This window comes from Novosphingobium sp. BL-S-32 (assembly GCF_056857055.1).
This window is the reverse complement of the sequence record NZ_CM166477.1, coordinates 631787-654090: the sequence shown is the minus strand read 5'-3', so window position 1 is coordinate 654090 and position 22304 is coordinate 631787. Positions and strand designations below refer to the sequence as shown.

General features: G+C 60.1%; 21 protein-coding genes and 3 pseudogenes. 11 read left to right on the top strand and 13 right to left on the bottom strand.

All coding sequences use genetic code 11. The features are described 5' to 3' along the window. Positions 1-46 precede the first annotated feature (46 nt). The 7 genes and pseudogenes from AC1VVK_RS19670 to AC1VVK_RS19640 all read right to left on the bottom strand — a co-directional run bounded on the left by AC1VVK_RS19670 (position 47) and on the right by AC1VVK_RS19640 (position 6988). Positions 47-2980, bottom strand: a complete 2934-nt coding sequence (locus AC1VVK_RS19670) for a TonB-dependent receptor plug domain-containing protein (RefSeq protein WP_482906438.1) — start codon at positions 2978-2980, stop codon at positions 47-49. A gap of 182 nt (positions 2981-3162) precedes the next feature. Then, a pseudogene (locus tag AC1VVK_RS19665) lies at positions 3163-3882 on the bottom strand (IS5 family transposase); the annotation flags it as partial. Then, entirely contained in the window at positions 3878-5545 is a 1668-nt protein-coding gene (tnpC, locus tag AC1VVK_RS19660) for an IS66 family transposase (protein ID WP_482906437.1), read from the bottom strand. The pseudogene AC1VVK_RS19665 and the gene tnpC, both read right to left, overlap by 5 nt. A 122-nt stretch (positions 5546-5667) precedes the next feature. Continuing rightward, positions 5668-6015, bottom strand: coding sequence for an IS66 family insertion sequence element accessory protein TnpB (tnpB, locus tag AC1VVK_RS19655; protein WP_482902652.1), 348 nt, complete (start codon positions 6013-6015; stop codon positions 5668-5670). Continuing rightward, positions 6012-6383 carry an IS66-like element accessory protein TnpA gene (gene tnpA, locus AC1VVK_RS19650; RefSeq protein WP_482902651.1) on the bottom strand — a complete coding sequence of 124 codons (372 nt, stop codon included), beginning with the start codon at positions 6381-6383 and terminating at the stop codon, positions 6012-6014. Before tnpA ends, tnpB begins: the two co-directional genes overlap by 4 nt. Before the next feature lie 85 nt (positions 6384-6468). Next, positions 6469-6634 (bottom strand): annotated as a pseudogene (locus tag AC1VVK_RS19645) (IS5/IS1182 family transposase); the annotation flags it as partial. Positions 6635-6697: 63 nt separating this feature from the next. Then, the gene (locus tag AC1VVK_RS19640) at positions 6698-6988 is read right to left on the bottom strand and encodes a barstar family protein (RefSeq protein WP_482906436.1); all 291 of its coding nucleotides are present in this window, start codon (positions 6986-6988) and stop codon (positions 6698-6700) included. 251 nt (positions 6989-7239) lie between these two features. On the opposite strand from AC1VVK_RS19640, the gene AC1VVK_RS19635 reads away from it, so the two are divergent. After that, positions 7240-8091, top strand: a complete 852-nt coding sequence (locus AC1VVK_RS19635) for a hypothetical protein (RefSeq protein ID WP_482906435.1) — start codon at positions 7240-7242, stop codon at positions 8089-8091. Positions 8092-8310: 219 nt separating this feature from the next. Here AC1VVK_RS19635 and AC1VVK_RS19630 read toward each other — a convergent pair. Further along, a pseudogene (locus AC1VVK_RS19630) lies at positions 8311-8944 on the bottom strand (tyrosine-type recombinase/integrase). On the opposite strand from AC1VVK_RS19630, the gene AC1VVK_RS19625 reads away from it, so the two are divergent. The 4 genes from AC1VVK_RS19625 to AC1VVK_RS19610 all read left to right on the top strand — a co-directional run bounded on the left by AC1VVK_RS19625 (position 8943) and on the right by AC1VVK_RS19610 (position 11914). Then, positions 8943-9404, top strand: a complete 462-nt coding sequence (locus AC1VVK_RS19625) for a type II toxin-antitoxin system RelE/ParE family toxin (protein ID WP_482906434.1) — start codon at positions 8943-8945, stop codon at positions 9402-9404. The pseudogene AC1VVK_RS19630 and the gene AC1VVK_RS19625 sit on opposite strands and share 2 nt — an antisense overlap. Beyond that, a complete protein-coding gene (locus tag AC1VVK_RS19620) occupies positions 9401-9688 on the top strand; it encodes a helix-turn-helix domain-containing protein (RefSeq protein ID WP_482906433.1) in 288 nt (95 codons plus the stop codon). Before AC1VVK_RS19625 ends, AC1VVK_RS19620 begins: the two co-directional genes overlap by 4 nt. Before the next feature lie 128 nt (positions 9689-9816). Beyond that, entirely contained in the window at positions 9817-10722 is a 906-nt protein-coding gene (locus AC1VVK_RS19615) for a tyrosine-type recombinase/integrase (RefSeq protein ID WP_482906432.1), read from the top strand. Between the two features lie 4 nt (positions 10723-10726). Then, positions 10727-11914: an IS91 family transposase gene (locus AC1VVK_RS19610; RefSeq protein ID WP_482906431.1), complete on the top strand. Its 1188-nt coding sequence runs from the start codon at positions 10727-10729 to the stop codon at positions 11912-11914. 428 nt (positions 11915-12342) lie between these two features. Here AC1VVK_RS19610 and AC1VVK_RS19605 read toward each other — a convergent pair whose 3' ends face one another. Continuing rightward, complete coding sequence (locus AC1VVK_RS19605; protein ID WP_482906430.1) at positions 12343-12960, bottom strand: hypothetical protein; 618 nt, start codon at positions 12958-12960, stop codon at positions 12343-12345. Positions 12961-13416: 456 nt separating this feature from the next. On the opposite strand from AC1VVK_RS19605, the gene AC1VVK_RS19600 reads away from it, so the two are divergent. Beyond that, positions 13417-14142 carry a hypothetical protein gene (locus tag AC1VVK_RS19600; RefSeq protein WP_482906429.1) on the top strand — a complete coding sequence of 242 codons (726 nt, stop codon included), beginning with the start codon at positions 13417-13419 and terminating at the stop codon, positions 14140-14142. Positions 14143-14840: 698 nt separating this feature from the next. Here AC1VVK_RS19600 and AC1VVK_RS19595 read toward each other — a convergent pair. After that, positions 14841-16814, bottom strand: coding sequence for a M48 family metalloprotease (locus AC1VVK_RS19595; RefSeq protein WP_482906428.1), 1974 nt, complete (start codon positions 16812-16814; stop codon positions 14841-14843). 25 nt (positions 16815-16839) lie between these two features. Continuing rightward, positions 16840-17379, bottom strand: a complete 540-nt coding sequence (locus tag AC1VVK_RS19590; protein WP_482906427.1) for a LemA family protein — start codon at positions 17377-17379, stop codon at positions 16840-16842. A gap of 187 nt (positions 17380-17566) precedes the next feature. Here AC1VVK_RS19590 and AC1VVK_RS19585 point away from each other — a divergent pair, with 187 nt between their 5' ends. The 3 genes from AC1VVK_RS19585 to AC1VVK_RS19575 are packed head-to-tail and all read left to right on the top strand — an operon-like array spanning position 17567 to position 20185. Then, positions 17567-18244: a PspA/IM30 family protein gene (locus AC1VVK_RS19585; protein WP_482906426.1), complete on the top strand. Its 678-nt coding sequence runs from the start codon at positions 17567-17569 to the stop codon at positions 18242-18244. A 2-nt stretch (positions 18245-18246) separates the two neighbouring features. Beyond that, entirely contained in the window at positions 18247-19305 is a 1059-nt protein-coding gene (locus tag AC1VVK_RS19580; RefSeq protein ID WP_482906425.1) for a hypothetical protein, read from the top strand. Between the two features lies 1 nt (position 19306). Next, positions 19307-20185, top strand: a complete 879-nt coding sequence (locus tag AC1VVK_RS19575) for a hypothetical protein (RefSeq protein WP_482906424.1) — start codon at positions 19307-19309, stop codon at positions 20183-20185. 192 nt (positions 20186-20377) lie between these two features. On the opposite strand, the gene AC1VVK_RS19570 is transcribed toward AC1VVK_RS19575, so the two are convergent. After that, complete coding sequence (locus AC1VVK_RS19570) at positions 20378-20479, bottom strand: winged helix-turn-helix transcriptional regulator (RefSeq protein ID WP_482906423.1); 102 nt, start codon at positions 20477-20479, stop codon at positions 20378-20380. 77 nt (positions 20480-20556) lie between these two features. Between AC1VVK_RS19570 and AC1VVK_RS19565 the strand changes: the two genes are divergently transcribed. Together AC1VVK_RS19565 and AC1VVK_RS19560 are read left to right on the top strand one after the other, a co-directional pair. Then, the gene (locus tag AC1VVK_RS19565) at positions 20557-21171 is read left to right on the top strand and encodes a suppressor of fused domain protein (protein ID WP_482906422.1); all 615 of its coding nucleotides are present in this window, start codon (positions 20557-20559) and stop codon (positions 21169-21171) included. A gap of 154 nt (positions 21172-21325) precedes the next feature. After that, on the top strand, positions 21326-21550 hold the full coding sequence (locus AC1VVK_RS19560; RefSeq protein WP_482906421.1) for a hypothetical protein: 225 nt from the start codon (positions 21326-21328) through the stop codon (positions 21548-21550). A 49-nt stretch (positions 21551-21599) separates the two neighbouring features. On the opposite strand, the gene AC1VVK_RS19555 is transcribed toward AC1VVK_RS19560, so the two are convergent. Next, positions 21600-22181, bottom strand: coding sequence for a hypothetical protein (locus AC1VVK_RS19555; protein WP_482906420.1), 582 nt, complete (start codon positions 22179-22181; stop codon positions 21600-21602). Positions 22182-22304: the final 123 nt, after the last annotated feature.

Genomic DNA, 22304 nt, shown 5'->3' with positions numbered 1-22304 from the left:
ACCCGACAAGGCGGATCCGGGGCTAGATCGATGCTTCCGACCGCGATCAGCGGTGGAAGCGCAGGCTGAGGAAGAAGGTGCGCCCGATCACGTCGTAAACGCCGGACTGATAGCTCAGCTCGAAGTTCGCGCCGCCGGCTTCCGCGCCCGGAATGCGCGGCGGCTTGCGGTCGAACGCGTTGTTGAGGCCGCCCGACAGTTCCAGGAAGTCGGTCAGCGGGACGGAGGCCGAGAAGTCGTTGTAGAAGACGTTCGGCGTCCAGACCTTGCTGTACTTGTCGGCGGTGATCGAAGTGCTGGCCTTCATCGGCGAGAAGTGGCGCAGCGTCCACGTGAAGTTGAACCCTTCACGCGAATAGTTCGTGCGGACCACGCCCTTCCACTTGGGCGAGCCGAACACGCCGGCATATTCGGTGATCGAGTTCGGATCGGTGGGATCCAGCGTGTAGCGGCGGTTGAGCAGGCGCGTGTAGTTCGCGTCGATGGACAGCGTGCCCGCATTGGCGCCAAGGCCGATGCGTTCCAGCGGCAACGCGTAGCCCAGGCCGAAGTCGATGCCGCGCGTCAGGTATTGCGCCAGGTTCAGCTTCTGCGTGTTCACCGATTCCAGATTGCCATTGGCATCGCGCTGGATCAGCGGGCAGAAGATGTTGTCCAGCGTCGGCTGGTCCACGCACTTCTCGATCAACGTCTGCGCGCCGAAGGCGTCGATCGCGTTGCGCAGGTCGATATTGTAGTAGTCGACCGTGAACGAGAAGCCCGGGATGAAGCGTGGCTGCAGCACCGCGCCCACCGTCAGCGTCTTGGCGGTTTCCGGCTTCAGGTCGAGGTTGCCGCTCGAAATGATGTCGCGATAGAGCCAGTAGCTGGCGGTATCGGCCGGGTTGATCGCCGCGCAGTTGGCGGCCGTGTACTGGGTGCGCGTCGCGCGGTTCGCCAGATTGTAGGCGTTGCACGGGTCGGTGATCCACAGGCCCGAGATGCTGTTGGCGGTATAAAGCTCGCCGATGTTCGGTGCGCGCACCGCCTGGCCATATGTGGCGCGGAAGCGGATGTCGCGAATGGGGGCCCATTCGCCGCCGAACTTCCAGGTCGTGGTCGATCCGGCCGTGCTGTAGTCCGACAGACGCAGCGCGCCGTCGACCGACAGCGTTTCGAAGAACGGCACGGCCTTCAGGATCGGCACGTGGAGTTCGCCGTAGACTTCCTTGACCGAGTACTTGCCCACCAGCGTGCCGGCGGTGGTGCCGATCGAGGGATCGTAGAGCGGGCTGTCGGGATTGTATTCGGGGATCGCGCCGATGTCGTTGCGTTCCTTGCGGTATTCCGCGCCCAGCACCATCTGCACCGCGCCGCCCGGCAGATCGAACAGCCCGCCCGAGACGTAGCCCGAAAGCACCTGCTGGGTCAGCGTCGATTTCGACCAGTGCGAGGTATAGGTCACGTAGTCGATCATTTCCGGGGTCAGCGTGACCAGCGGATTGATCGGCACGCAGCCGTTGCCCGGATCGTCCAGCGTGCTGCGGCAGATCGCATTGCCGTTGGCGTCGGTCGTGCTGTCCAGCCCCATGTACCAGCGGTCGTAGGCGGTGGAATTCACGTCGCGCACGCGCTGCGTGGTCTTGCCATAAGAGTAGTAGGTCGAATAGTTCCACGGCTTGTTGAACAGCGTGAAATCGCCGTCGGCGCCGGCCACGGCCTGGAACAGCGTGCGGTCGTAATCGGTGCGCGGCGCCGGCAGTTCCATGAAACGGCGGGCGAACTGGACGCCGCCGTCGGGCACGGTGCCGCCGCTGGCCGCGCGGATCGCGTCGGTGATGTAGGGGCTGTCCGCCGGCACGACATCGGTGCCGAAGGCGGTCATCTGCAGGAAGCCCGCCTGCGACGTGTTGTGCGCGTACGTCGCGTTGGCATAGAGCTTGAGCGCGTCGCTCACCTCGAAACTGGCCGAGGCGCGGGTGTTGATGCGCTGCGAGGGGACGGAGAGGAACCAGCCGTCGTAGCGGCCATTGTACTCGCCGCCGTCGGTCAGCAAGGTGCCGAGCGGATCGGTGGCGGTATTGAGATTGGTGGGCACGGCGTTGACGAAGCCGCCGGGGCCAAGGATCGGATCGCGCAGCGCGCCGGTGGTGCGATCGACCGAGTAGAGCTTGCCGCCCAGCACCAGCTGCGCCGAGTCCGACGAGTTGATGTTGCGGACGTGGTCCTGAATGAAATAGGGCGTCGAACTGCTGGTGCGCGCATAGATCGGATAGCCGTCCGCCGTCCACGGGCGGTCCGAACCGCTGACGGTGCCGGGCGTGTTCTCGAAGAAGCCGTAGACGGTCACATTGCCGCGATTGTCCGCGAAATTGGCGCCGGCGAGAAGGTCGAAGCCGTACGTATCCATGTCGCCGCGCGTCGATGCGCTGTAGCGGGTATTCGCCTCGATCCCCGAAAAGTCTTTCTTGAGGATGAAGTTGGCGACGCCGGCCACGGCATCCGCGCCGTAAAGCGCCGAAGCGCCGCCGGTGATCACTTCCACCCGCTTGACGAGGCTGGAGGGAATGTTGCTGAGGTCAACCGCCGATGTGCCCGGAATGGCCGCGACCTGGCGGCGACCGTCGACGAGGACCAGCGTCCGCTGCGTGCCCATGCCGCGCAAGTCGAGTGCGTTGACGCCGGCATTGCCGGCCAGGTTGCTGGTCTGGTTGGTCTGGGTGATGGAAAGCGCGGGCAGCTGGTTGACGACGTCCGCGATGTTCTGCGTGCCGGCGGCCTTGATCTGACCGGCATCGACCACGGCGATCGGCGCGGGGCTGTCAGTGGCGGCGCGGCGGATGCGCGAACCGGTGACGACGATGTCGTCGGCCTTCGCTGCAGCGGGGGTTTCGTCCGCATCGGCGGGACGTGTCTGGGCGAATGCTGCCGAACTGATGCCGAAACTGCCCAGCATCAGCAGAGTCCGCAGCCGCGCTGCGGAGGACCTCTGATAAGCCATTGATAATGCTCCCTGTTCCACGCGCCTCTCCGCGTAGTACACGGTATACGATATCTTAAATCACAATGTGTCAAGCATGTTTCGCGCTTGCAGCGATCGTGTCGATGTTGTGCAAAGGATTGCAATCTTGTTGCGCGGGTATGGGGTCGCCTTGGCGGGGGCGTAAGAGTCTGTTTGGAAAATCAGGGGTGAGCGTTTCGGCGTAGGAGATTCCCGCCCATGGCGACGAGGATCATGGCCTGCGAGACGTCGATGCGCTTCTCGTAATCACGGACCAATCGGCGCCATCGGATCATCCAGCCAAAGGTCCGCTCAACGACCCATCGCCGGGGCAGGACCTTGAAGCCCCGCTGCTGATCGCTGCGCCGGATTACCTCGACGACGAAATCCAGATAGCTGGCCTTGTCCATGAGTTTCAGGCGGTCATAGGCGCCATCGGCGAAGAGATGTTTGATCCAGGGCCAGCGTTTGCGGATTCCATCCAGGATAGTCTGGGCACCCGCGCTGTCCGAGATGTCTGCAGTGGTCAGGTTGACCATTAGCAACCGTCCATCGGTATCGACGGCTATGTGTCGTTTGCGTCCGACAACCTTCTTGCCTGCGTCGAACCCACGCTTTTCTGCCGATGGTGCTTTGACCGACTGGCTGTCGATCACTGCTGCGCTCGGGCTGGCCTCCCGCCCCTGGCGCTCGCGATCGAGCATCAGTTCGATGTCGTGGATTGTCTGGAACAGGAACCTGCGAGCCAATTCCCGGAACCAGCCATAGACAGTCTGCCATGCCCCGAAGTGGATCGGCAGCATTCGCCAGCCACAGCCCGAACGAACAAGGTAGCGCACGGCGTTGATCACCGTACGCATCCGATAGCCGCCGCGAGGTTGTCGCGTTGACGCAGGTTCAGGCGACGAGTTCCTCTGCGGCCTGCTGCTGAGCGGCCTTCCAGTGCCACGGGAGGAGTTCATGAAGGCGGTTCTGTGGAATGTCAGCGATCCGGTCGAGGACGTCGGTGAACCAGGCGAGCGGATCGACTTCGTTGAGCCGAGCCGTGCCGAAGAGGCTGAACATCATCGCCGCGCGCTGGCCGCCGCCGTCCGAGCCCACGAACAACCAGGCTTTTCTTCCTCGAGCAACGCTGCGCAGCTGACGCTCCGCGGCGTTGTTTGAGAGACATATCCGGCCATCGTCGAGGAAGGTGGTGAAGCCCGCCCAGTCGTTCTGAAGGTAGGCGATGGCCTTGGCCACGGCATCGTGACGAGAGAGCTTGCTGCGGGTCTCGTGCATCCAGGTTTCCAACTCGGCCACGATCGGAGCGGACCGCTCCTGACGAACGGCGAGGCGCTCGGCAGCAGGCTTGCCGTTGATGTCGCGCTCGATGGCAAAGAGCCGATCGATGATCTCAAGCGCCTCGGTCGCCAGCGGCGAGATGAGTGGCGTGGCGCCCTTCTTCTTACGCTTGAGCTGCTGCCTGAGGTCGACGAGCTTGAAGAATTCCCGGCGCCCATGAGCCCAGCAATTAGCGCGCGTCATGGGCTTATCCGCCCAGCCTTCCTCGAACAGGGCATTGAAGCCGGCATACCTGTCGACCTGGAGAATACCCGTATAGCCGGCCAGGTGGGCGCGAGGATGCTCGCCCCTGCGATCGCTCGAGTAGTAGCACAGCGCCACTGGCGGCGCCGGCCCGCCGAACGGGCGATCGTCGCGCACATAGTCCCAGATCCGCGCCACTTCGGTCTTCCGTTTTGCTAAAAGCGGAACGGTGGTGTCGTCGGCATGCAGGCGGTCAGCGGCGAGCCCATGGGCCTCCAGCAGCAAGAACAGGGGTTTCACCGCCACGCAGATCGCGCCGATCTGATCCGCGAGCGTCGAGAGGCTCAAGGGGATGCCTTCGGCCTCGAGCCGATCGCGCTGGCTGTTAAGGGGCTGGTGCAGACCGTACTTCTGGAAGGCCAGGTTCGCCAGGAAGTGCGGCCCGAACATTCCGCGCGGCGTGACGTGGAAGGGCGCCGGGGGCTGGCTGATCTTCTCGCACTTACGGCAGGAGACTTTCTCCCGGACCGTCTGGATCACCTTATGGCGAGCGGGCACTCTCTCCAGCGTCTCGGTGATCACCGCGGGGAGATGGCTCAGATCGTCCGAGCCGCAGCACGGGCACAGCTCTGGCGCCGGGATAACGATCTTCTCGCGCGGCACGTCGGCCGGGAAGTCGCGGCGAGTGGATCGCTTGCGGGTAAACGCTGCAACCGTAGTGGTCTTGGCGGCCGCAATTTGCCCAAGCAGTTCGGCTTCGCTCGCGTTGGCCGCGAGTTCCTCGAAGGTCAGTTCGAGCTGATTGAGCAGATGCCGGCTGCGCTCGGAGCTCGCGCCGTATTTATCGCGGCGCATCTTCTCGTTCATCAGCTCGAGGTGCGCGTTGCGAGCCAGCAGGTCGGCATTGATAGCCCAAACTTTGGCGACCTGCGCCTCGGCCACGAGTGCTTTGACCTGGGCTTGTTCTGCCTGTTCACGAACGACGGCGAGCTCGGCGCGTAGCTGGAGAAGCTCGTCGGATGCGTCGCTCGAGGCCATGCCCACTTATAGCATCAGAAGCCCACAAACCCCAGACTTTTAGCCACTTTTCCGCAGATTTTGCCCTCGATCCGGTGCTCGACCAGGCGCGAGTTTCGTCTCACCCTGATTGACGCTGGCCATCAGCCAACCTGCGTCGGGCGCCAGGTCTCCTGGGGGTTGCGCCAGTCTATACCCTCGAGCAGACAGGCCATTGCCGAAGCCGAGATCGCGACCGTCCCGTCCTTTGCGGCGGGCCACACAAAACGTCCCTTTTCCAAACGTTTTGCATATAACGACATCCCGAGGCCGTCATGCCACAATATCTTGCACAGCGATCCGCTCCGGCCCCGGAAGACGTACAGGTCGCCGGCGTGGACGTCCTTTTTCAAGGCCTCCTGAACTTGCAAGGCGAGCGACCGCATTCCGCGGCGCATGTCAGTATGACCTAACGCGAGCCAGACCTTGCTTCCGTTCGGGACAGGGATCATCGGATCAGCGCCTTCAGAACCGCCGCGGCCACGCCCGGCGGTGCCGATGCGTAGATGTTCACGCGCCGCCCGCCAGGCAGATCCACCACAACAGCGGGCGGCGACGCTAACTGTTTGCTACATCCGTCATCCAGCACGACGGCTTCGACGAAGCCGACCTCCACCGCCGCTGAAGAGCCTGCCGCGCCAGCCCCAAAGCAAGCCTTGCGGCGCCAAGTGTAAATCAGCCCCGTCGACACGTCATACTGGCGAGCTACACGCGCCACACAGGCACCCGGAGAAAAGGCCTCGGCCAAAATCTTCGCGCGCTCGTCCTCACGCCAACGCCGCCGACGCTCAGGCCCGCCGAAAACCGTGATTTGACCCACAACAACCGCTCCTACGACCGCTCTCAAGAGCGTCCTTAAGAGCGATCCATCACCCTCCCAGCAAGGCGACCTTCAACGGATGCGTACTGATCACCTCGCGAAAATCCACTTCGCGTGGACGTCCCCGGCGGCCCGGCCTGGGCATCAGGGGCGCTAGGCGATCCCATTTCCTCATCGGTCAGATCACTGGGATAATGCTTCGTCTTCTTGGCAATCTGGGCCATTCGCCCTCGGCTATGCTGGGTCCACATGCGCAGCCTGAATCAGACACAGATCCACTCGGCAACCCCTGTCACCGATTTTCCAAACAGCCACTAAGGTCGAAGCTCCAAATATGCGTCAGCCCCCGATACCCTTCGACCTTCCTCGAATATTTGAGCCGTCTTCAACAAGGTCGCTTTGAGAGAGACCGGCAGATTGCTGGCGCCATCGACGACAATGCGGAACGGCGGATCCACTTTGTTGATCTCGCCCGCGAAAATGCTGTCCTCTAAGGCGTCGAGGTTATGTCCATGCCAATCGGGCGCTCCCAGAACGGGCAGCAGCGCCTGATAAAAATCATCCGAGGACTTCCAGGCAGCGGCGTGAAGCTCAAACTCGATCATCGCATCAGGTTAGCTCGATCTGGCGCGCTGACAATGACTGCAATGTTGGCGTGTCCGGTCAGGCAGGTTTCGGGTTAAAACCCTGCAACTTTGCCATTCCGGCTTGTTGGGGGGAAGCGGCGTGACCGCTTTTCGCGAATGGCTTAGTGCGCGCAGTTTGGGCATCGCGATGCGTCAGCCCAAGCTTTTCACTTTTCGCTAAGGTGAATCTGAGATGCCCTTTTTCTGATCGGGAAAGAACGAGGGAATCCATGCTCACCTTGATGCGCCGAGTTATGGGCCTTGTCATGACACTGGTATCGTTAGCGTGCCTGGCATCACTCCCGCCCTTGGGCGTGGTATTGCTGTGCATGGGACCCACAGCCACTCATGTCGATCCGATTTCCCTGATTCCTAAGCTTATAATTTTGGCCATTATGGGATTAATTGTGGTCCTTAGCGCGTGGGCGGCGCTGGCGCTGCTCGGCAGACCAATCCGAAGGGAGGCTTTGGAGCGAACACCTTCACCCGCCCGTCCGGCCAATCCTACTTTCTACACGAAAGAGAACACTCAATCGATAAAGGCCACCGCATCATGGCTTGATGACTGGCGGGTTCGATGGTTGGCCGCACCCCTCGCCATGGGAATATTCACGGCGCTGGCGTTGAACTCGACGCAAAAGCAAGAATTTTACAAAGCGGCACAGGCTGCTCCTACCCAAAGCTTTTCTGGTAGTATGTCTTACGTCGGAATTGGCCGAATTCAGCCATCGATTTTGACTAAAAAAGGCGCCGTCACCATCAGCTGCGATATAGGTAAAGACCGGAGTTGGTGCCTACCTGCCCTCGATGCACAAAAGAGACTCAATGGAACGGTAAATACCTTTTCCTACAAAGGACGATATTACATTAAATCCGTTAAACTAAATGATGGCTCAGAAGTTTTGTCTTGGCAAAATCAAAACCGGAGGCTCTATAAAAAAGCCCAATTTGAACACGATCACGGCTTCTGGACCCACTTTATTCTGGGCGCACTCTTCGCACTTGGACTGGTCGCATTACACAGCCCATTACGCAATTTTATCGAGAGAATTATGAGTGTACCTCCACAGGCCATCTCATAAGTCGCGCCACAAGATACGTTGAAATCGGCAGCGGTGTTGGCGAATCCGGAACGACGCCTTCCAGATTAAAATGTTGAAATGCTGCCGTTCGCTCGCGGTCAAGCTGGGCTGACGGGATACGCTGACATAGCTGCCCGCCGTGGCGCCTTGCCGTCACCCGCCGATCGTAAAATGCAGGCGTACCGGCTCCTCGAGACATTCGCGGAGCCGGTACGCAGCTCAGATTTCGGTACGCTCGGATAAAGTGAGAGCATCGTCGATATCCACGCCGAGATAACGCACGGTGTTCTCGATGTTATTGTGGCCGAGAAGGATCTGCACCGCTCGTAGATTTCCGGTCGCCTTGTAAATGAGCGAGACCTTTGTACGTCGCATCGACGTGCGTGCCATATTCCCGCTTGTCCAGGCCAATCGTAGTAACCCATTCATCGATAAGGCGTGCGTACTGTCGCGTGCTAAGGTGACCCAGATAATCGACACGGCTCGGGAAAACAAAGTTGTCTACGTTCCAACCTCGCCTGTCGAGCCATGCCGTCAAGCTCTTTCGCGCCTCAGTCATGATCTCGAACTGGACGGGCCTTCCGGTCTTTTGCTGGATGACGGTTGAGCGGTTGCGGATGCTCCCGCGACTGACAACATCACCGATCTTAATTTTCACGAGGTCGCATCCGCGCAGCTTGCTGTCGATGGCAAGGTCAAATAGCGCTCGGTCGCGTAGTCGCCTGTGCTCGTCCAGATAAAACCGGATAGCCCAGATATCGCGTAGTTTCAGGGGGCGTTTTGGCCCCACATTCTGGCCTGCATTCCAAGGGCGCCGGTCATGCACGGCGGGGTCTAAGTCTGAATGTCCCATGACGTTTCTCCGTTGGCCTCAAGGGCCAACCGGAGCTTACTCCGCTGAAACGCCGCTCACGGGCAAAAGCATTTATGCGTCATTGACGCATACGTCGTTGACGTATACACGTATCACCATGGCTAACTTGCAGACCGTGGTGGAGCTGCCCGAATTTCTGCGGCGAGCCAAGGCGATCATGTCCAATGAAGATCGCATTGCCCTGGTGAATTATATCGCCGCCACGCCGGAAGCCGGTATCTCGCTGGGGGGTGGCCTTCGCAAGATACGTATCGCCCGCGAGGGCAGCGGCAAAAGCGGCGGTTACCGTACCATCTATGTGTTCGGAGGCGCGCACATCCCGATCTTCCTCGTGACAGTGTTCGCCAAGAACGAAAAGGATAACCTGACCAAGGCCGAGCAGGCGGAACTGATCGCTCTGAGCAAAGCTTTGATCGCACGTTATGGAGACCGAACATGAGCGCCTATGACAGCATCAGGCAAGGTTTGAACGAAGCGCTTGCATTTGCGGAAGGCAACGAAGCCGGAGCGCGCATTCATAAGGTCGACGTGCCCACCGTCGATGTCGCCGCGATCCGGGCCAGCACTGGCCTCTCGCAAGGCGCTTTCGCACGCAGTATAGGCGTTGCCAAGGGCACTCTGCTCAATTGGGAGCATGGCCGCCGCCGTCCCACCGGACCAGCCCAAGTGCTACTTGCGATGATCGCCAAGAAGCCTTCATTGGTGAGTGAATTGCTGCGCTAGCGCCGACATGGACGAACCCGCTTTCGCGGGAGGGGTGCGTGGTGAGAGGCAGGGGTATATCGTGAGGTTTTGGTCGGGGTGAGGTTTCCGTCCCAGAGTGAAGTTCCCTTGAACGAGAGGAACTCACGATGGCTACGATCTCCACTTCTGCCCCGATCAGCCCGCTGCGCCAGCGCATGCAGCACGACATGATGATGCGAGGCCTGCTGCCGCGCACACAAGACCAGTACATTCGGCACGTCCGGCGCTTCGCCGCCTACCTGGGCCGACCACCCGATACGGCAACCGCAGAGGATCTGCGCAATTTCCAGATCCACCAGCACGAGAGCGGAGCCAGCGCGGGCACCATAAACGGCGCGGTGTCGGCGTTGCGCTTCCTCTACACCGTCACGCTCCGGCGTCGGGACTTGGCACGCGCACTGGTCGCGACACGCCGCCCGGACAAGATGCGCGAAGTCCTCAGTGTCGAGGAGGCCACCCGTTTGCTCGAGGCGGCACCCGGCATCAAGTACAAAGCCGCGCTTGGCGTTGCCTATGGTGCAGGCCTGCGCGTTTCTGAGGTCGCGCATCTCAAGGTTGACGATATCGACAGCGAGCGCATGCTGATCCGGGTTGAACAGGGCAAGGGCGCGCGCGACCGCAACGCCATGCTGTCGCCGCATCTGCTTCAACTGCTCCGTCTGTGGTGGCGCGAGGGCAAGCGGCGCGGGGTGATGTTCCCGCATGGCTGGCTGTTCCCCGGGCGCAGCTACACCGATCCAATCTCATCGCGGCAACTCCACCGCGCCGTCCAGGAAGCCGCCGAGGTCGCGGGCATCCGCAAGCGCATCAGCCCGCACACCCTGCGCCACAGCTTCGCCACCCACCTGCTTGAACAGGACGTCGATATCCGCGTCATCCAGGTCCTGCTCGGACACGCCAAGATCGATACCACTGCGGTCTACACCAAGGTCTCGACCCGCACGATCCAGGCTGTCGCCAGTCCGCTCGACAGGGTTGTGGCCCTGATGGAGGGCAAGGCCCCTCCCGGCTGAGACCGTGCGCACCTCACTCGAGGTCGCCGATATCTTCCGCAGCGCCGGGCCCGGTTACAGGGCGGCCCATGCCGGACACCTGAGCCTCGCTCAGCTCAAGGTCATGACCGCGATCGAGAACTGCCGCACCGCAGCCCTCGGCGGCCACATCGAAGCGTGCCAGGACTGCGGGCATTGGCGTCTCGCCTACAACTCGTGCCGCAACCGGCATTGCCCCAAGTGTCAGGGCGCGGCCGCGCGCACCTGGTTGGCCGAGCGTGAGGCCGATCTCTTGCCGGTGGGCTACTTCCACGTGGTCTTTACCGTGCCCGCCGAGATCGCCTCCATCGCGCTACAGAACAAGGCCCTGGTCTACGACCTGCTGTTCAAGACGGCATCGGAGACGATGCTGACCATCGCTGCCGATCCCAAACACCTCGGCGCCCGCATTGGCATCACCGCTGTCCTGCATACGTGGGGATCGGCGATGACCCACCACCCGCACATCCACATGATCGTGCCGGGCGGCGGCATCGCACACGATGGCAAACGCTGGATCACTTCCCGGCCCGCATTCCTTCTACCCGTGCGTGTACTCGGCAAACTGTTCCGGCGCCTGTTCCTCGCCCGCCTGGCCGAACTCCATCGCGCCAGGCGGCTTGGCTTCTTCGGATCTCTGGCCGGTCTCGCCGATCCGCCCGCCTTCCAGCGCCACCTCGCCCCTGTCCGCAAGAAACCCTGGGTCGTCTACGCCAAGCCGCCCTTCGCCGGTCCCGAAGCGGTGCTCGCCTATCTCGCGCGCTATACCCACCGCGTCGCCATCTCGAACCGCCGCCTCATCGCCTTCGACGAGAATGGAGTGACGTTCCGCGTCAAGGATTACCGCCGCGACGGCGCCGATCGTCAGCGCGTCATGACGCTTGAGACCTACGAATTTATCCGCCGGTTCCTGACCCACGTCCTGCCCCGGGGCTTCCATCGCATCCGCCACTACGGCCTGCTTGCCGGCTCCGCGCGCAAGACGTCGCTTGCCTTGGCCCGTCACCTTCTCGATGTTGTCGCGCCGAGCGAGCCGCAGCCCGACCAGGCTGAAGACTATCGCCCACCGTGCCCGTGCTGCGGCGGCCACATGGTCATCATTGAGGCCTTCGTCCGCTGGCGGCAGCCACGTGCGCCGCCGCCGCCCACATTCGCCCGGATGCTTGCGCCATGACCCGGCATGGCTTGCGCCTCTCCAGGTTCGGCAGATCGGCACGCCGGGCAACCGCCCCGCACGCGCCTCATCTTATGACCACCTGGCTCGGCTCCCAACGAACGCCCTGGAAGCCCCTCTCCACACTTCCGAAACATCCCGGCACCGTCGGCGCTAGCCCGCGTCGCACCGTGCGCGGTGGCCCCAACCAGACCACCCCAAAGCACAAATCCCCATAGACCAGCCTATGCGGCCCGCGGGTTCCTCCATGTTAGAATTTCGTACGCAAGCGCCCGAAATCCTTCGACAAAGCGGACGTTCTGCGACCAAAGTAGCCTCCTTAGAACGAGACCTCCGTTAAGCAGACATTTGGGCAGGTGTTGCCCCGACAGCGTTCGGATTGAATCCTTGCTTGGCATTCTCATTCGATCCCAAGGGCATCTGGAAGGTCATAGTCCTTCAGGTAGATGGACTCCGCTTGGGATGCGAATGGTCGTCGTGAACATTCGCAGCTTGGAATCGGGGACGGGGCTGGTGATCGTCATAAGGTTCATCAGGTAGGGATTTCCTTTGCTATCCCGCCTGAAAAATGCACGACGTTCTATAGCGCCACGCGTTGCGGTCATGCTGGGGATCGGCTTCCAGTCGGTCCGCGAAAGCTGCCAAGAGACGGCATCGGTGATGTTCACTGCGGGCTCAGACAGCAAGATCACACGACAACCGGGCTGGCGACCACCAACTGCCAAAACGACGTCGCCTTGATCGAATGACTTTGACCCCATCGTTGCTTGCGAAATGAGTGTAAGGCCGGGTCTACCCAGTCCCTTCATCATGCTGTCGTTCACACCGTAGTTCAGCCCTATATGCTCCATGGCTTTCACCGATTTATCGACTGTATCGGGGGCAACGTCGGTAGGCATCGCGATCGTACCGGCAGCAATACCGTAACAACTCTGCCCGCTTAAATCAGCGATCGAACGAGCCAAGCTCTCATCGGATGACTGTGCAGCCAGAATAGGTCCACTGCCGACCACGGCGATAAGCGAGAGGCAAAACGCGAGGCGCATACGAACTCCTAATTCTTACCTTGCTTGCTTGACTTGCCTACGATCAAATTCTTTCCGAAAACCGAAGGATACGCATGCACCTGTCCGCCAAACAGGTGTTCCGTCCGCTTCGGAAAGCGTCAAAACTCTAGCGAAGCGACCCCTATGGCAGCGTCCGCCCTCTGACTCTGGATTAAACCTTTGAAAGGCGATCGGTCCGCTTACCTCAGCCAAGGCCGCCGACGAAGCGGTCGTTCAAAAGCCAACGCGGCCTCTTAAAACGAGACCTTCGTTCAGCAGACATTCCAGGCGTCACGTCTCCGATGAATCCGGCGCGATTTAATGCAGAAGCACCGCTCGAGGCCCATTTCGACGCAACTTGAGCAACCGTCTCTTAACCTGCTTTTGCTTTAGATCAGCTTGTTGGCGGTTGGGGGCGATATGCAGACGATACATTATGATCGATCCAGATTGGCGATGAGCTCACTCTTCCTTCTGGTGGCGTGCCCGGTAATGGGATTATTTTTGTGTAAAACTGCCGGATTCCGACTGTTTCTTGGGCTTTTTATACTCATTTTCGGTCCGATTGCAGGCATCGGCACGATGCGGATGCTCCTCGGCGGCGCCGTGGCAATTCGCTATGATCAAATGTCCGCAAGAGTATTCACGATGTGGAAGGTTCACAGCCTGTCATGGGCTGAAGTGGTCGATGTCCAGATAGTGACCCAGACCTTCCGGCTCTATGGATTCATCCCCGTAAATCGGAATTACTTTGTAGATTTTCGAGTGAAGGGCGGGATTTGGGGACCAAAGAAGCTCAGGCTGCCTTTCCGCCTCCTTGGCATAAGTAAGGAAGCGGGAGTCTCGCTGGTAGCGGAGTTGAACAGTGTAAGAGTGGCAGCTAAAGCTCGCGAGGGCATCTTCGACGTCAATACTCACGGGCGGGCGCCAAGCGGACCAAGAGGCGCCTCCTTGCCTAGCCGTGCCGGCTGGCTGGAGGATGCGCCACAATCGGATGTTTTTGACCCCGATGCCGTGATCGCCCGCCACATCGCCAATCGATCCCAACTCGAAACGTCCGCCGCAGTCCGCGCACCCGCCACAGACAGCTCATCTACACCCCCCCAATCGCGTGTCGGAGGGTTTGGGCGCAAAGGGCTAACCCCTTCGGTTGTGCCACCTCTGCTGGATGCTGACCGCTAATCGATTCGATTTTGCCTCGGTAGATACGAACTAAGTTTCGCCCTGGTCAGCGATAATCCCATCACCATGCTCTCGGCAATTCAAGAGCATGAACGGCCAAGTTGGCGGCTAAGTGACGGGTCCCCGACCTCAGTCAGCATGCAGCAGGACACGATCAGCAGAGAGGATCTGCTGGCATAGTTTCACCAGGTGTTACAAGGTGCCTCCACAATGACGCTTGCGAACAATGGAAAATACGCCGTCTTCGCCGGGTGCATATCAATTTGCATGGTAAGTGCTGCGTGTAGCTCTGAACGGGCGGACAGGGCATCAGCGATAAGAGAACTTGGTGCCCATTGCCACCTTCAATACACCGATGACGATATTGCGCGAATTGAACGGCTCAGACGAACCTTCCCTGAAGTTCATAAGAAAGTTATCTTTCTGCAAATTTATGGCGGGGGCCCACCTCCATATTCTGCGTGCATCGATTCCTTCATTTCCACATCAGGCTATCGATTTACATACGGTATAAACAAATTTTCTCTATAGACGAACAATTGAAGGCGGAACGCGATGCACGTCTGACTATATTGTTGACACCCATCCTTCTTGACCGTCGAATAAGTCCAAAAAAAGCGGCTTCAAGGATCCAGACGGTCCCGAACGCACACAGCAAGAATGTCACCACCACAGCTCTGCAATTACAGATCTACGCGCTAAAACAGATTCTGGCCGGACGGCAGGTGGCGCAGTGCGAGACAGGGCACAAAGCCTTCAGGATTACGCAACAGAGCGCGGTATTCAGCCAGTTCGACGGCATTGTGCCGGGCGGTGAAGACCGGATCCTTCAGGCGTTCACCCAGCCGTGCCACCATTTGCTGGTGAGGCTCAGTGAGATAGCCTGCCTGCAGCGATCTCAGGCCCGGTAGGCCGTACATGTTGTAGGCGACGGCGGTCAGAAGAAGCATGCGCTGCGATATATAGGCCTCAACAAGATTGTCCTCGCTGATCGACGATCCCTTGATAAACGGTCGATTGGCAGTGCCGGCCGCCTGGACCTCGGCGTCCTCAAGCGATGACATCCCCCCGCCGGTATAGTGCTGACCTATCCGGTATTTGCCTTCGGGCACATCATGCAAAGGCGAAATGCCGCTGAAGCAACCTACATCGTCCGCTTCGGCGATCCGGACGCGGTTTCTGGTAGCATCGTCCCATTGGAAACCGGACCGCTGAAGAATCCGGATGGGCTTCGCGCGGCCGCTGATCCCCCGGGTATCTTGCCATTCGCGATTGGCGTCACCCAGGTTCGCCAGAGTCAGGTCGCCATTGACGAAACCAGCAGCGCGCCGCTTGCGGCTTGCATCGGCAAGCCAGCCGGCCAGCGTGTTCTTCTGGCCTTCGAAATCGCGGTAGGCGCCACCGCCCATGCGTTGGCGGCACGCCTCGCTGCGATCGATTGTGCAGGCCATCGGGCTCCCAAGCATCGCCGCGATCGGACGTACATCGAACTTGGCGAGTATCGCGCGCGGCTGATCGATCTCCGACCAGTGGAGCGTTGCCAGGCCTGCCACGGTCAGTCCCAACATGATCGTGCCGCTGCGTGTCAGGCCGATCATGTTCTCGACCGAACCGGCGCGGACCCGGGGCAGAACGGAGGATTGTGGCAACTGGCGCAGCAGCGCCGCCGCCCGCGCTTCGCTAAGCGACTTTGACGACTCCCAGACTTCATCCGGCAATGCGCCCGGGGCATTGAAGACCATCGATCCGGTCGTGCGAACGAGCGCTGCGATGCGTAGAGCGACGGTGGGGTGCGTGGCGTTCTCGCCTTCCGTATCGCCCGCAATCATCATCGCATCATCACCTCGGCGCGAACCGTCGACCTGCCAGTGATGCTCTACCTTCACGAGCGCCGAAGCCATCGCTGCCGGGTTCTGCGTCAATTGCACGGCCTCTGCGTCGGCAATGAATTCCCGAGCCGAAGCGATCATCAGGCGAGAAACCTGTCCAGCGCGCATGGCGAGATGGCCGATGAAACTTCCGGCCAGCGTCAGCGGCAAAATCGCCGGAACCGCTATAGCCAGCACCACGTGGATCGGCGTGAACTTCAACGGGTTGTTCTTATGCAGCCGGCCAAGCGCATCCATAAAGATGTTGGCCGCTGCCATCAGGCGGATGTCACCGTTCCTGATGTGGCTCAGTTCATGTCCGAGGACGCAGGCGAGCTCTGCATTCGAAAGATCATCAAGCAGTCCTCGGGTTACGACGACGACCGCCTTCTTGCGCGCTATGCCGCAGGCGAAGGCATTGCGGGCATCGGATTCGATAACGCCGACGAAGGGGACCGGCAGCCCCATCGTCAGGATCAGCGGCTCGATGATTTTGCACAGACGTGGTTCGTCCCGGTCATCGACGAACTGGAAGCCCACAGCGCGTTTGACGGCCTCTATGTGCCAGAACATCTGCCAGCCGAACCAGGCAATCGATGCCACGAACACGATTGGGGCATAGCGCGCGAGATATCCAGCCCAACCGAGAAACGGCGCGTGTTCGGCGTCGATCACCGTCAACGGCAGGAACAGGACCATGGCCGCGATCGCCTGTACGGCAACGAGGAAGCCCACGAACAGCGTCGTGGAGCGCCCGTCATTGCTCCTGATCCAGCCATAGAGGCCGGTTGGCGTTTCCGACATTATCGGCCCTCCCACGCGGACTAGATCACAAGGCTATGGCGACCGGCTCGTCGATGAGCACGCGCTCGACGCCCAAGTCGTAGGGCTGGCGGCTGTTGAGGCGCAGCTTTTGCGCGATCATGCTGCCGGGGAACTGGCGCAGGGCCGTATTGTATTCCTCGATCGCCAGATTGTAGAATCGCCGCGCCGCGGTGATCCGATTTTCGCAGTCGGTCAGCTCGCGGCGAAGGTTCCCGAATTCGGGCAGCGCCTTGATGTCAGGGAATTTGTCGATCGACGAGATCAGCGTGCTCAACTGCGCGGTCAGATTGCCTTCGGCTCTGAGCTTGATCTCCACGCCGACGCAGCGCAGCGCCTCGGTGCGCGCCTCCATCACACCCAGCACCATCTCCTTTTCGTGCGCGGTGGTCCCCTTGAGAACACCGACCAGGCCGGGAATCAGGTTGTGCCGATGCTTCAAATGGACATCGATATCTGCGAATGCCGTATCGCAGCGCTGGTCGAGCGCAACAAGCAGGTTGTGGGTCGCCTTGAATCGCAAATAAAGCCAGAGCACCGCCAGCACGACCGCGCCGACGATCCCGACCAGTATCCACAGAACAGTTTCCATTGCAGCCCCTCGCAACCAAATCTAAAATCGCGATAGGCCGCGCGGGATTAATATTTTTCTACTCTTTGCTTGTTCTGGTTGTTTTACGCATCCTTAAACAAGATCGGCGAGATGTCTTCCATCTCAACAAGGGGGTGCTCCCATGGCCGAATCCGTGTTTACTCGCGTCCGCCGTCTGCTTTCCGCCCGCATCGAAGACAGTGTCGATGCGATGGAACGCGCCAATTCCGACGGAACCATGCGCGAGGCGATCCGCGAGGTGGACCGCGCAATCGATGAAGTCCGCATGGATCAGGAAAAAGCCATGACCCGCCGCCTGCAGGCCGCACGGCAGCAGGAAATGATCGGGAAGAAGGTGGAGGAACTGACCGGCAAAGCGCGCTTCGCCCTGCAGGAAGGCCGTGAGGATCTGGCCGAGGGGGCGCTCAAGCGACAGGTCGATCTGGAGGAGCAATCCGCCGGCCTCGAACAAGTGCAGGCCGTCGCCCGGGAAGAAGAGGCCAAACTCGAGGAAAGTCTGACGGCCCTGCGGGCGCGCAAGAAGCAGATGGAAGAAGCGCTGGCCGCCTACGCGATCGCCAGAAGCGACGCTTCGATGGGGGGTGACGGCGGCTTCGCCAACGCCCGCAAGGTCGAACGCAAGGTGGAAAGCGCCGAGGCGGCCTTTGACCGGGCGATGACCGGCGCCGGCGGCGTCGGCTTCTCGCGCGGCGATGCAGAGGCCATCAACCAGGTGGCCGAGCTCGATGCGCTCGCCAAGCGCGCATCTGTCGCCGAACGGCTCGCTGCTCTCAAGCAGGAAACCATCAAGGCTGCCTGACCATGATCCGCAAGCCGACAGAACAGGACTTTCAGGAGAGCGCGGTCGTTACGGTACTGCGCGAATCCAAGCGCGTCGCGGCAGCAAGCCGCGACGGTGCACAGCTTGGCGCGCGCAATGTCAGCCGGTTCTATCTCTACGGGATGTTCTGGTTCGGCATCCTGACCACGGCAATTCCCGCGATGATCTCAGGCCATGTCCTTCCGGCACTGCTGCTCATCGCTGGCGCCTTTGGCGTGCAGCAGCTTTTGCGCAAGTTATTCCGGAATGGCATGCCGGCACTGGCCGTGGGAAAGCAATCTCCACCGCAACCAGCCGATCCGCATGAGGTCGTCTTACAGGCGCATCAAGGCGCACCGCAGCAGGCAGGAGGCGCCCGCGGAACGCTACGCCAGTCCGCCAACCTCGAGCTGAAACCCGCGGTCGCGGTGCGCCAGGCGATGTCCCTGCTGATCCCCGGGGTGCTTTTGTTTCTCTTGAGCACGGGGCTGATTGTGGCGCTTGTTCCCGCCTTCGCGCTTCTGCTGACCGCCTTGCTGATCCTGTTCAAGGCCGCCTTCGATCGCGAGCTGCTTCAGTTTGATCACCGCACGGTCAGGGTGAATGCCCTGCTATCGAAGCGGACGGTCCCCTGGTCGGACGTGGTTGACGTCTCGGCGAGGGTCCTGCCCTGGTACAATGCCAAGGCGCTGCTGACTATCGGCAGCCGGCGGACAATAGTCCTTATCTTTCGCCGCGCGCACGGCGGCGTTGGAGAGGTGAACGTGCCGCTCGACCTGCTCGGCCTGGACAAGGAGGGCCTGACAAGCCTTGTGGCCGACATGATCGGCTGCCGTGCGGCGGCGGGCGTGGCGGTCCCGGCCTGGCAAGGAGCGCCTCCCCCCGAGCACAAACCGACGCCTTCGTCGGATCCCAACGAAAGCTTCGATCCCGACGCGATCATGGCGCGCTATCTGGCCGAACGCTCCCAGGTGATCGATACGATACGGCCGGATCTGACGGACAGTTTGGCCACGTCCCAGCCACTTGAACGCAAGACTTTCGGCCGGAAAAGGGCGTGAGATGATCGAGAAACCATACGGCAACGCTGACCGCGCCCCAGTTACGAAACCCGGCATGGCGCATCAGGCCGGATCTGCGGTGAGCGGCACGGTTCGCGGCGTTGGCCGGCTTTTGCTCTGGATCGTCCTGCTGTGGGTAGGGCTTCTCGCTCTGCTCATGGGGCTGGGTACATTCACCCGTCTGTTCCACCAAAACGGGGTACTCGGTCTGCTGATAAGCGCGGCGTTGGGATTTGGCCTATGGAGATGGCGGTCCTCCAGCCGCAAACGCAATCTGGTGATCGACGAGCTGGCTCGCCAACTCAATTCTCAGGGCAGCCTGCAGCCCGCTCCGCGACCGACCCAGGCCGAATATGGGCGATCGGCCGCCCGCGAGCGCATTGATGACAGCAGGCCCAGCCGTGAAACGGTAGTAGAAAGACCGAAGGACATGGCCCGGTTCGATCAACTTCTGATCGCTGCTATCGCGCTCAACCTTATCCAGCTTTTCATGACCTTCCCGGTCCTCCGCGAAATTGTCGAAAAGGAACCCGTCTTCAGTCAGCTCGGCATTGGATTTGGCGAAATCTTCGCCAGGTTGGTCGGGGGATTCCTGTTCACCCTCGGCCTCTGGTTCTTCACGTCGCGTTTGCGCAGCAATATCGCGCGCTGGTTGCTAACCCTCACTTGCGCCGGCACCTTGTGGTCCAACATCATGCAGTTGGTGGTCACTCCACAGTTACAGGTCGCATTGCCCGTTTACATCCGGGTTATTGCCCTCATTGGCGCGATTCTGGGGGCCGCAGGCGTTGGGTTTGCGCATACGGCAAAATCGCGTGCATGGTTCGAGCGACCTCGAGAAGACCGGAAGCCGTCCGGGAGCCAGTCACGGGACTTGTGAATTTGATAGCTGCCCATCGGCAGCACACACGCCCGTCAAACAGGATATTTCTGATAGTCCGGCCGGACGGGGTGCGCCCTCATTGCCACGGTGCGTCAGATCGCAGGCGAACGCTCTTTCTCTCTGAGGTCTTTCAACCACCGGCCTAACAACTGCATCGCATCTACGACAGTTGCGAGCGGTTTGCCGGCTTCAATAAGTAAACGCATATTCGACCGCAATAGGCACTGCGGCGAAGACAGTACGGTTAACGAGACTGACGCCTTCCAACACCCGAAGATCGAGCGTCAGCATGCGCTGTGAAATGCCGGAAACAACCTACGCCGGATGTATCGGGGGCATGATGCCTGGAAAGTTTGCCGAGCACGGCCATGCCCGCCGACATTGCGGACATAACCCATCACTGGCAACCACGGCTCATGACGATCACAGATAACGCTAGGGCAGCGCATCAGGAGTTGATGCGAATTTGGGGCCAAAAGCCCAAGGTGCTTCGACATTGGGACGAGGTCGAGCAGAATCGGATCGACATTGCGTCATGTCTCGATCAACCAGTTAACGGCTGTATTGCAGCAGGTACCGTTGGGCTTTCGGACCATGACCTTCGTCTTGGGCCGGTTCGTGTGGAGTTGATAGGTGCCTTTCCAGCGGAGTTCGAGGCCGGTCCTAACGTCGTTGCAACCTGCGCTTTCAATGCGTTCAAGGACGGCGTTTTAACCCGACCCGATGCCATTCACACCGATGTGATGCGTCTCTATAACGCAGCGACGCCCTTACCCCATATCATTCTCGTAGATCCATTCCTTTGGGGGGACGGTCCGCGAACGCTCGCACAACCACTTTTCGAGATCGCGTGGTTGATGATTGTTCCTATCTCCGAGACCGAGCGGCAGTTCGCTCATCGGGAAGGCGCCGACGCGCTCACGCAGCTCTTTGCGCAAAGGCAGATCGACATCTTCGATCTAGGTCGCACAAGCGTTATATAAAGGTCCGCCCCCCCCCCCCCGACATTACGGTCATTCGGGCGGCGCGCTGCCGTTCCCAAAACCGGAACGACCGGATTTCACGATTTTAATCCGAAACTTGCCCTTCCGGACCCGCCGACGTTGCGGACATTGATGTGCGTAGTAGGCGGTAGTCATGAGTGAGAGTTACGAAGGCTTGCCGCCCGAAGATCGCGCCGGCTGCATTTCAGCGGCGACCATTGGCGTACCCGTCCTGATACTCGATCTGGCCCGTGCGATGGGCGATGCAGGGCCGAAGCGAAACGAACTCATCGATCGCATCCCGATCTTCTTGCCCACTCTATTCATTGTGATAGCCATCTTTTTCATAAGCCGCGCGGTAGTTCGCTACCTGAAATAGCGTGCCCGCTTCCCCCAATATTGCGATCATTGAGTATTGCGTCAAGCGCTCAGAGCACCAATTTAATTGCAACAAACACCATAGCGGCCCCAATCGGGAGACCCCAATTCAATAACCATCGTCTGAAGGGGTGCTGAGGGTGCTGAGATCGCCACTGCGTTGGCGAGACAAGCTCTCCATTCCTAGCAGCTGAAATAACTGCTGACATTTCTTCGTAGGTTGCCCCAAAGTGGCTCGGAGGCAATCTAAGCTTCCGACCAGTCGCCCTTTCGATGATCTGAAGCAATTCAACTCCCTGACTGCCATAGATTTTTTCCGGGCCATCGAATTCTTGCCAGTTGTAGGCGGTTTCGCGCTCACGCATTGAGCGATTTTCCCAACGGATGCCTCGCAGAGAGATTTCCATTTTTGGAGGCCAACGTAGTTTTGCAAAAATAACGTAATCGATCCAAAGAAAAATTGGAGCAATAAATAGCATTACCCAAGCATTGCTCATCTTTCTGTCACCCAGGATCACGGCATCATATGCCAGAGCAAGAATGCCGAACGTGATAGGGGCCAAAAAAAGCGCAACCAATACGAACCGAAGTCGGTTGGCTTGGTAAGTGATGACGCCGTCGTGAAATTGCATGACAAATGTGTTATCATTGTCAGTGTGATGCGTCGATGCGTTCGACGTCGCTCTATGTCAGCCAAGCCCGGTCATCAGCGACACCGCGCAGCGCTCACGAAAGCGGAATGGCAATTATCTAGG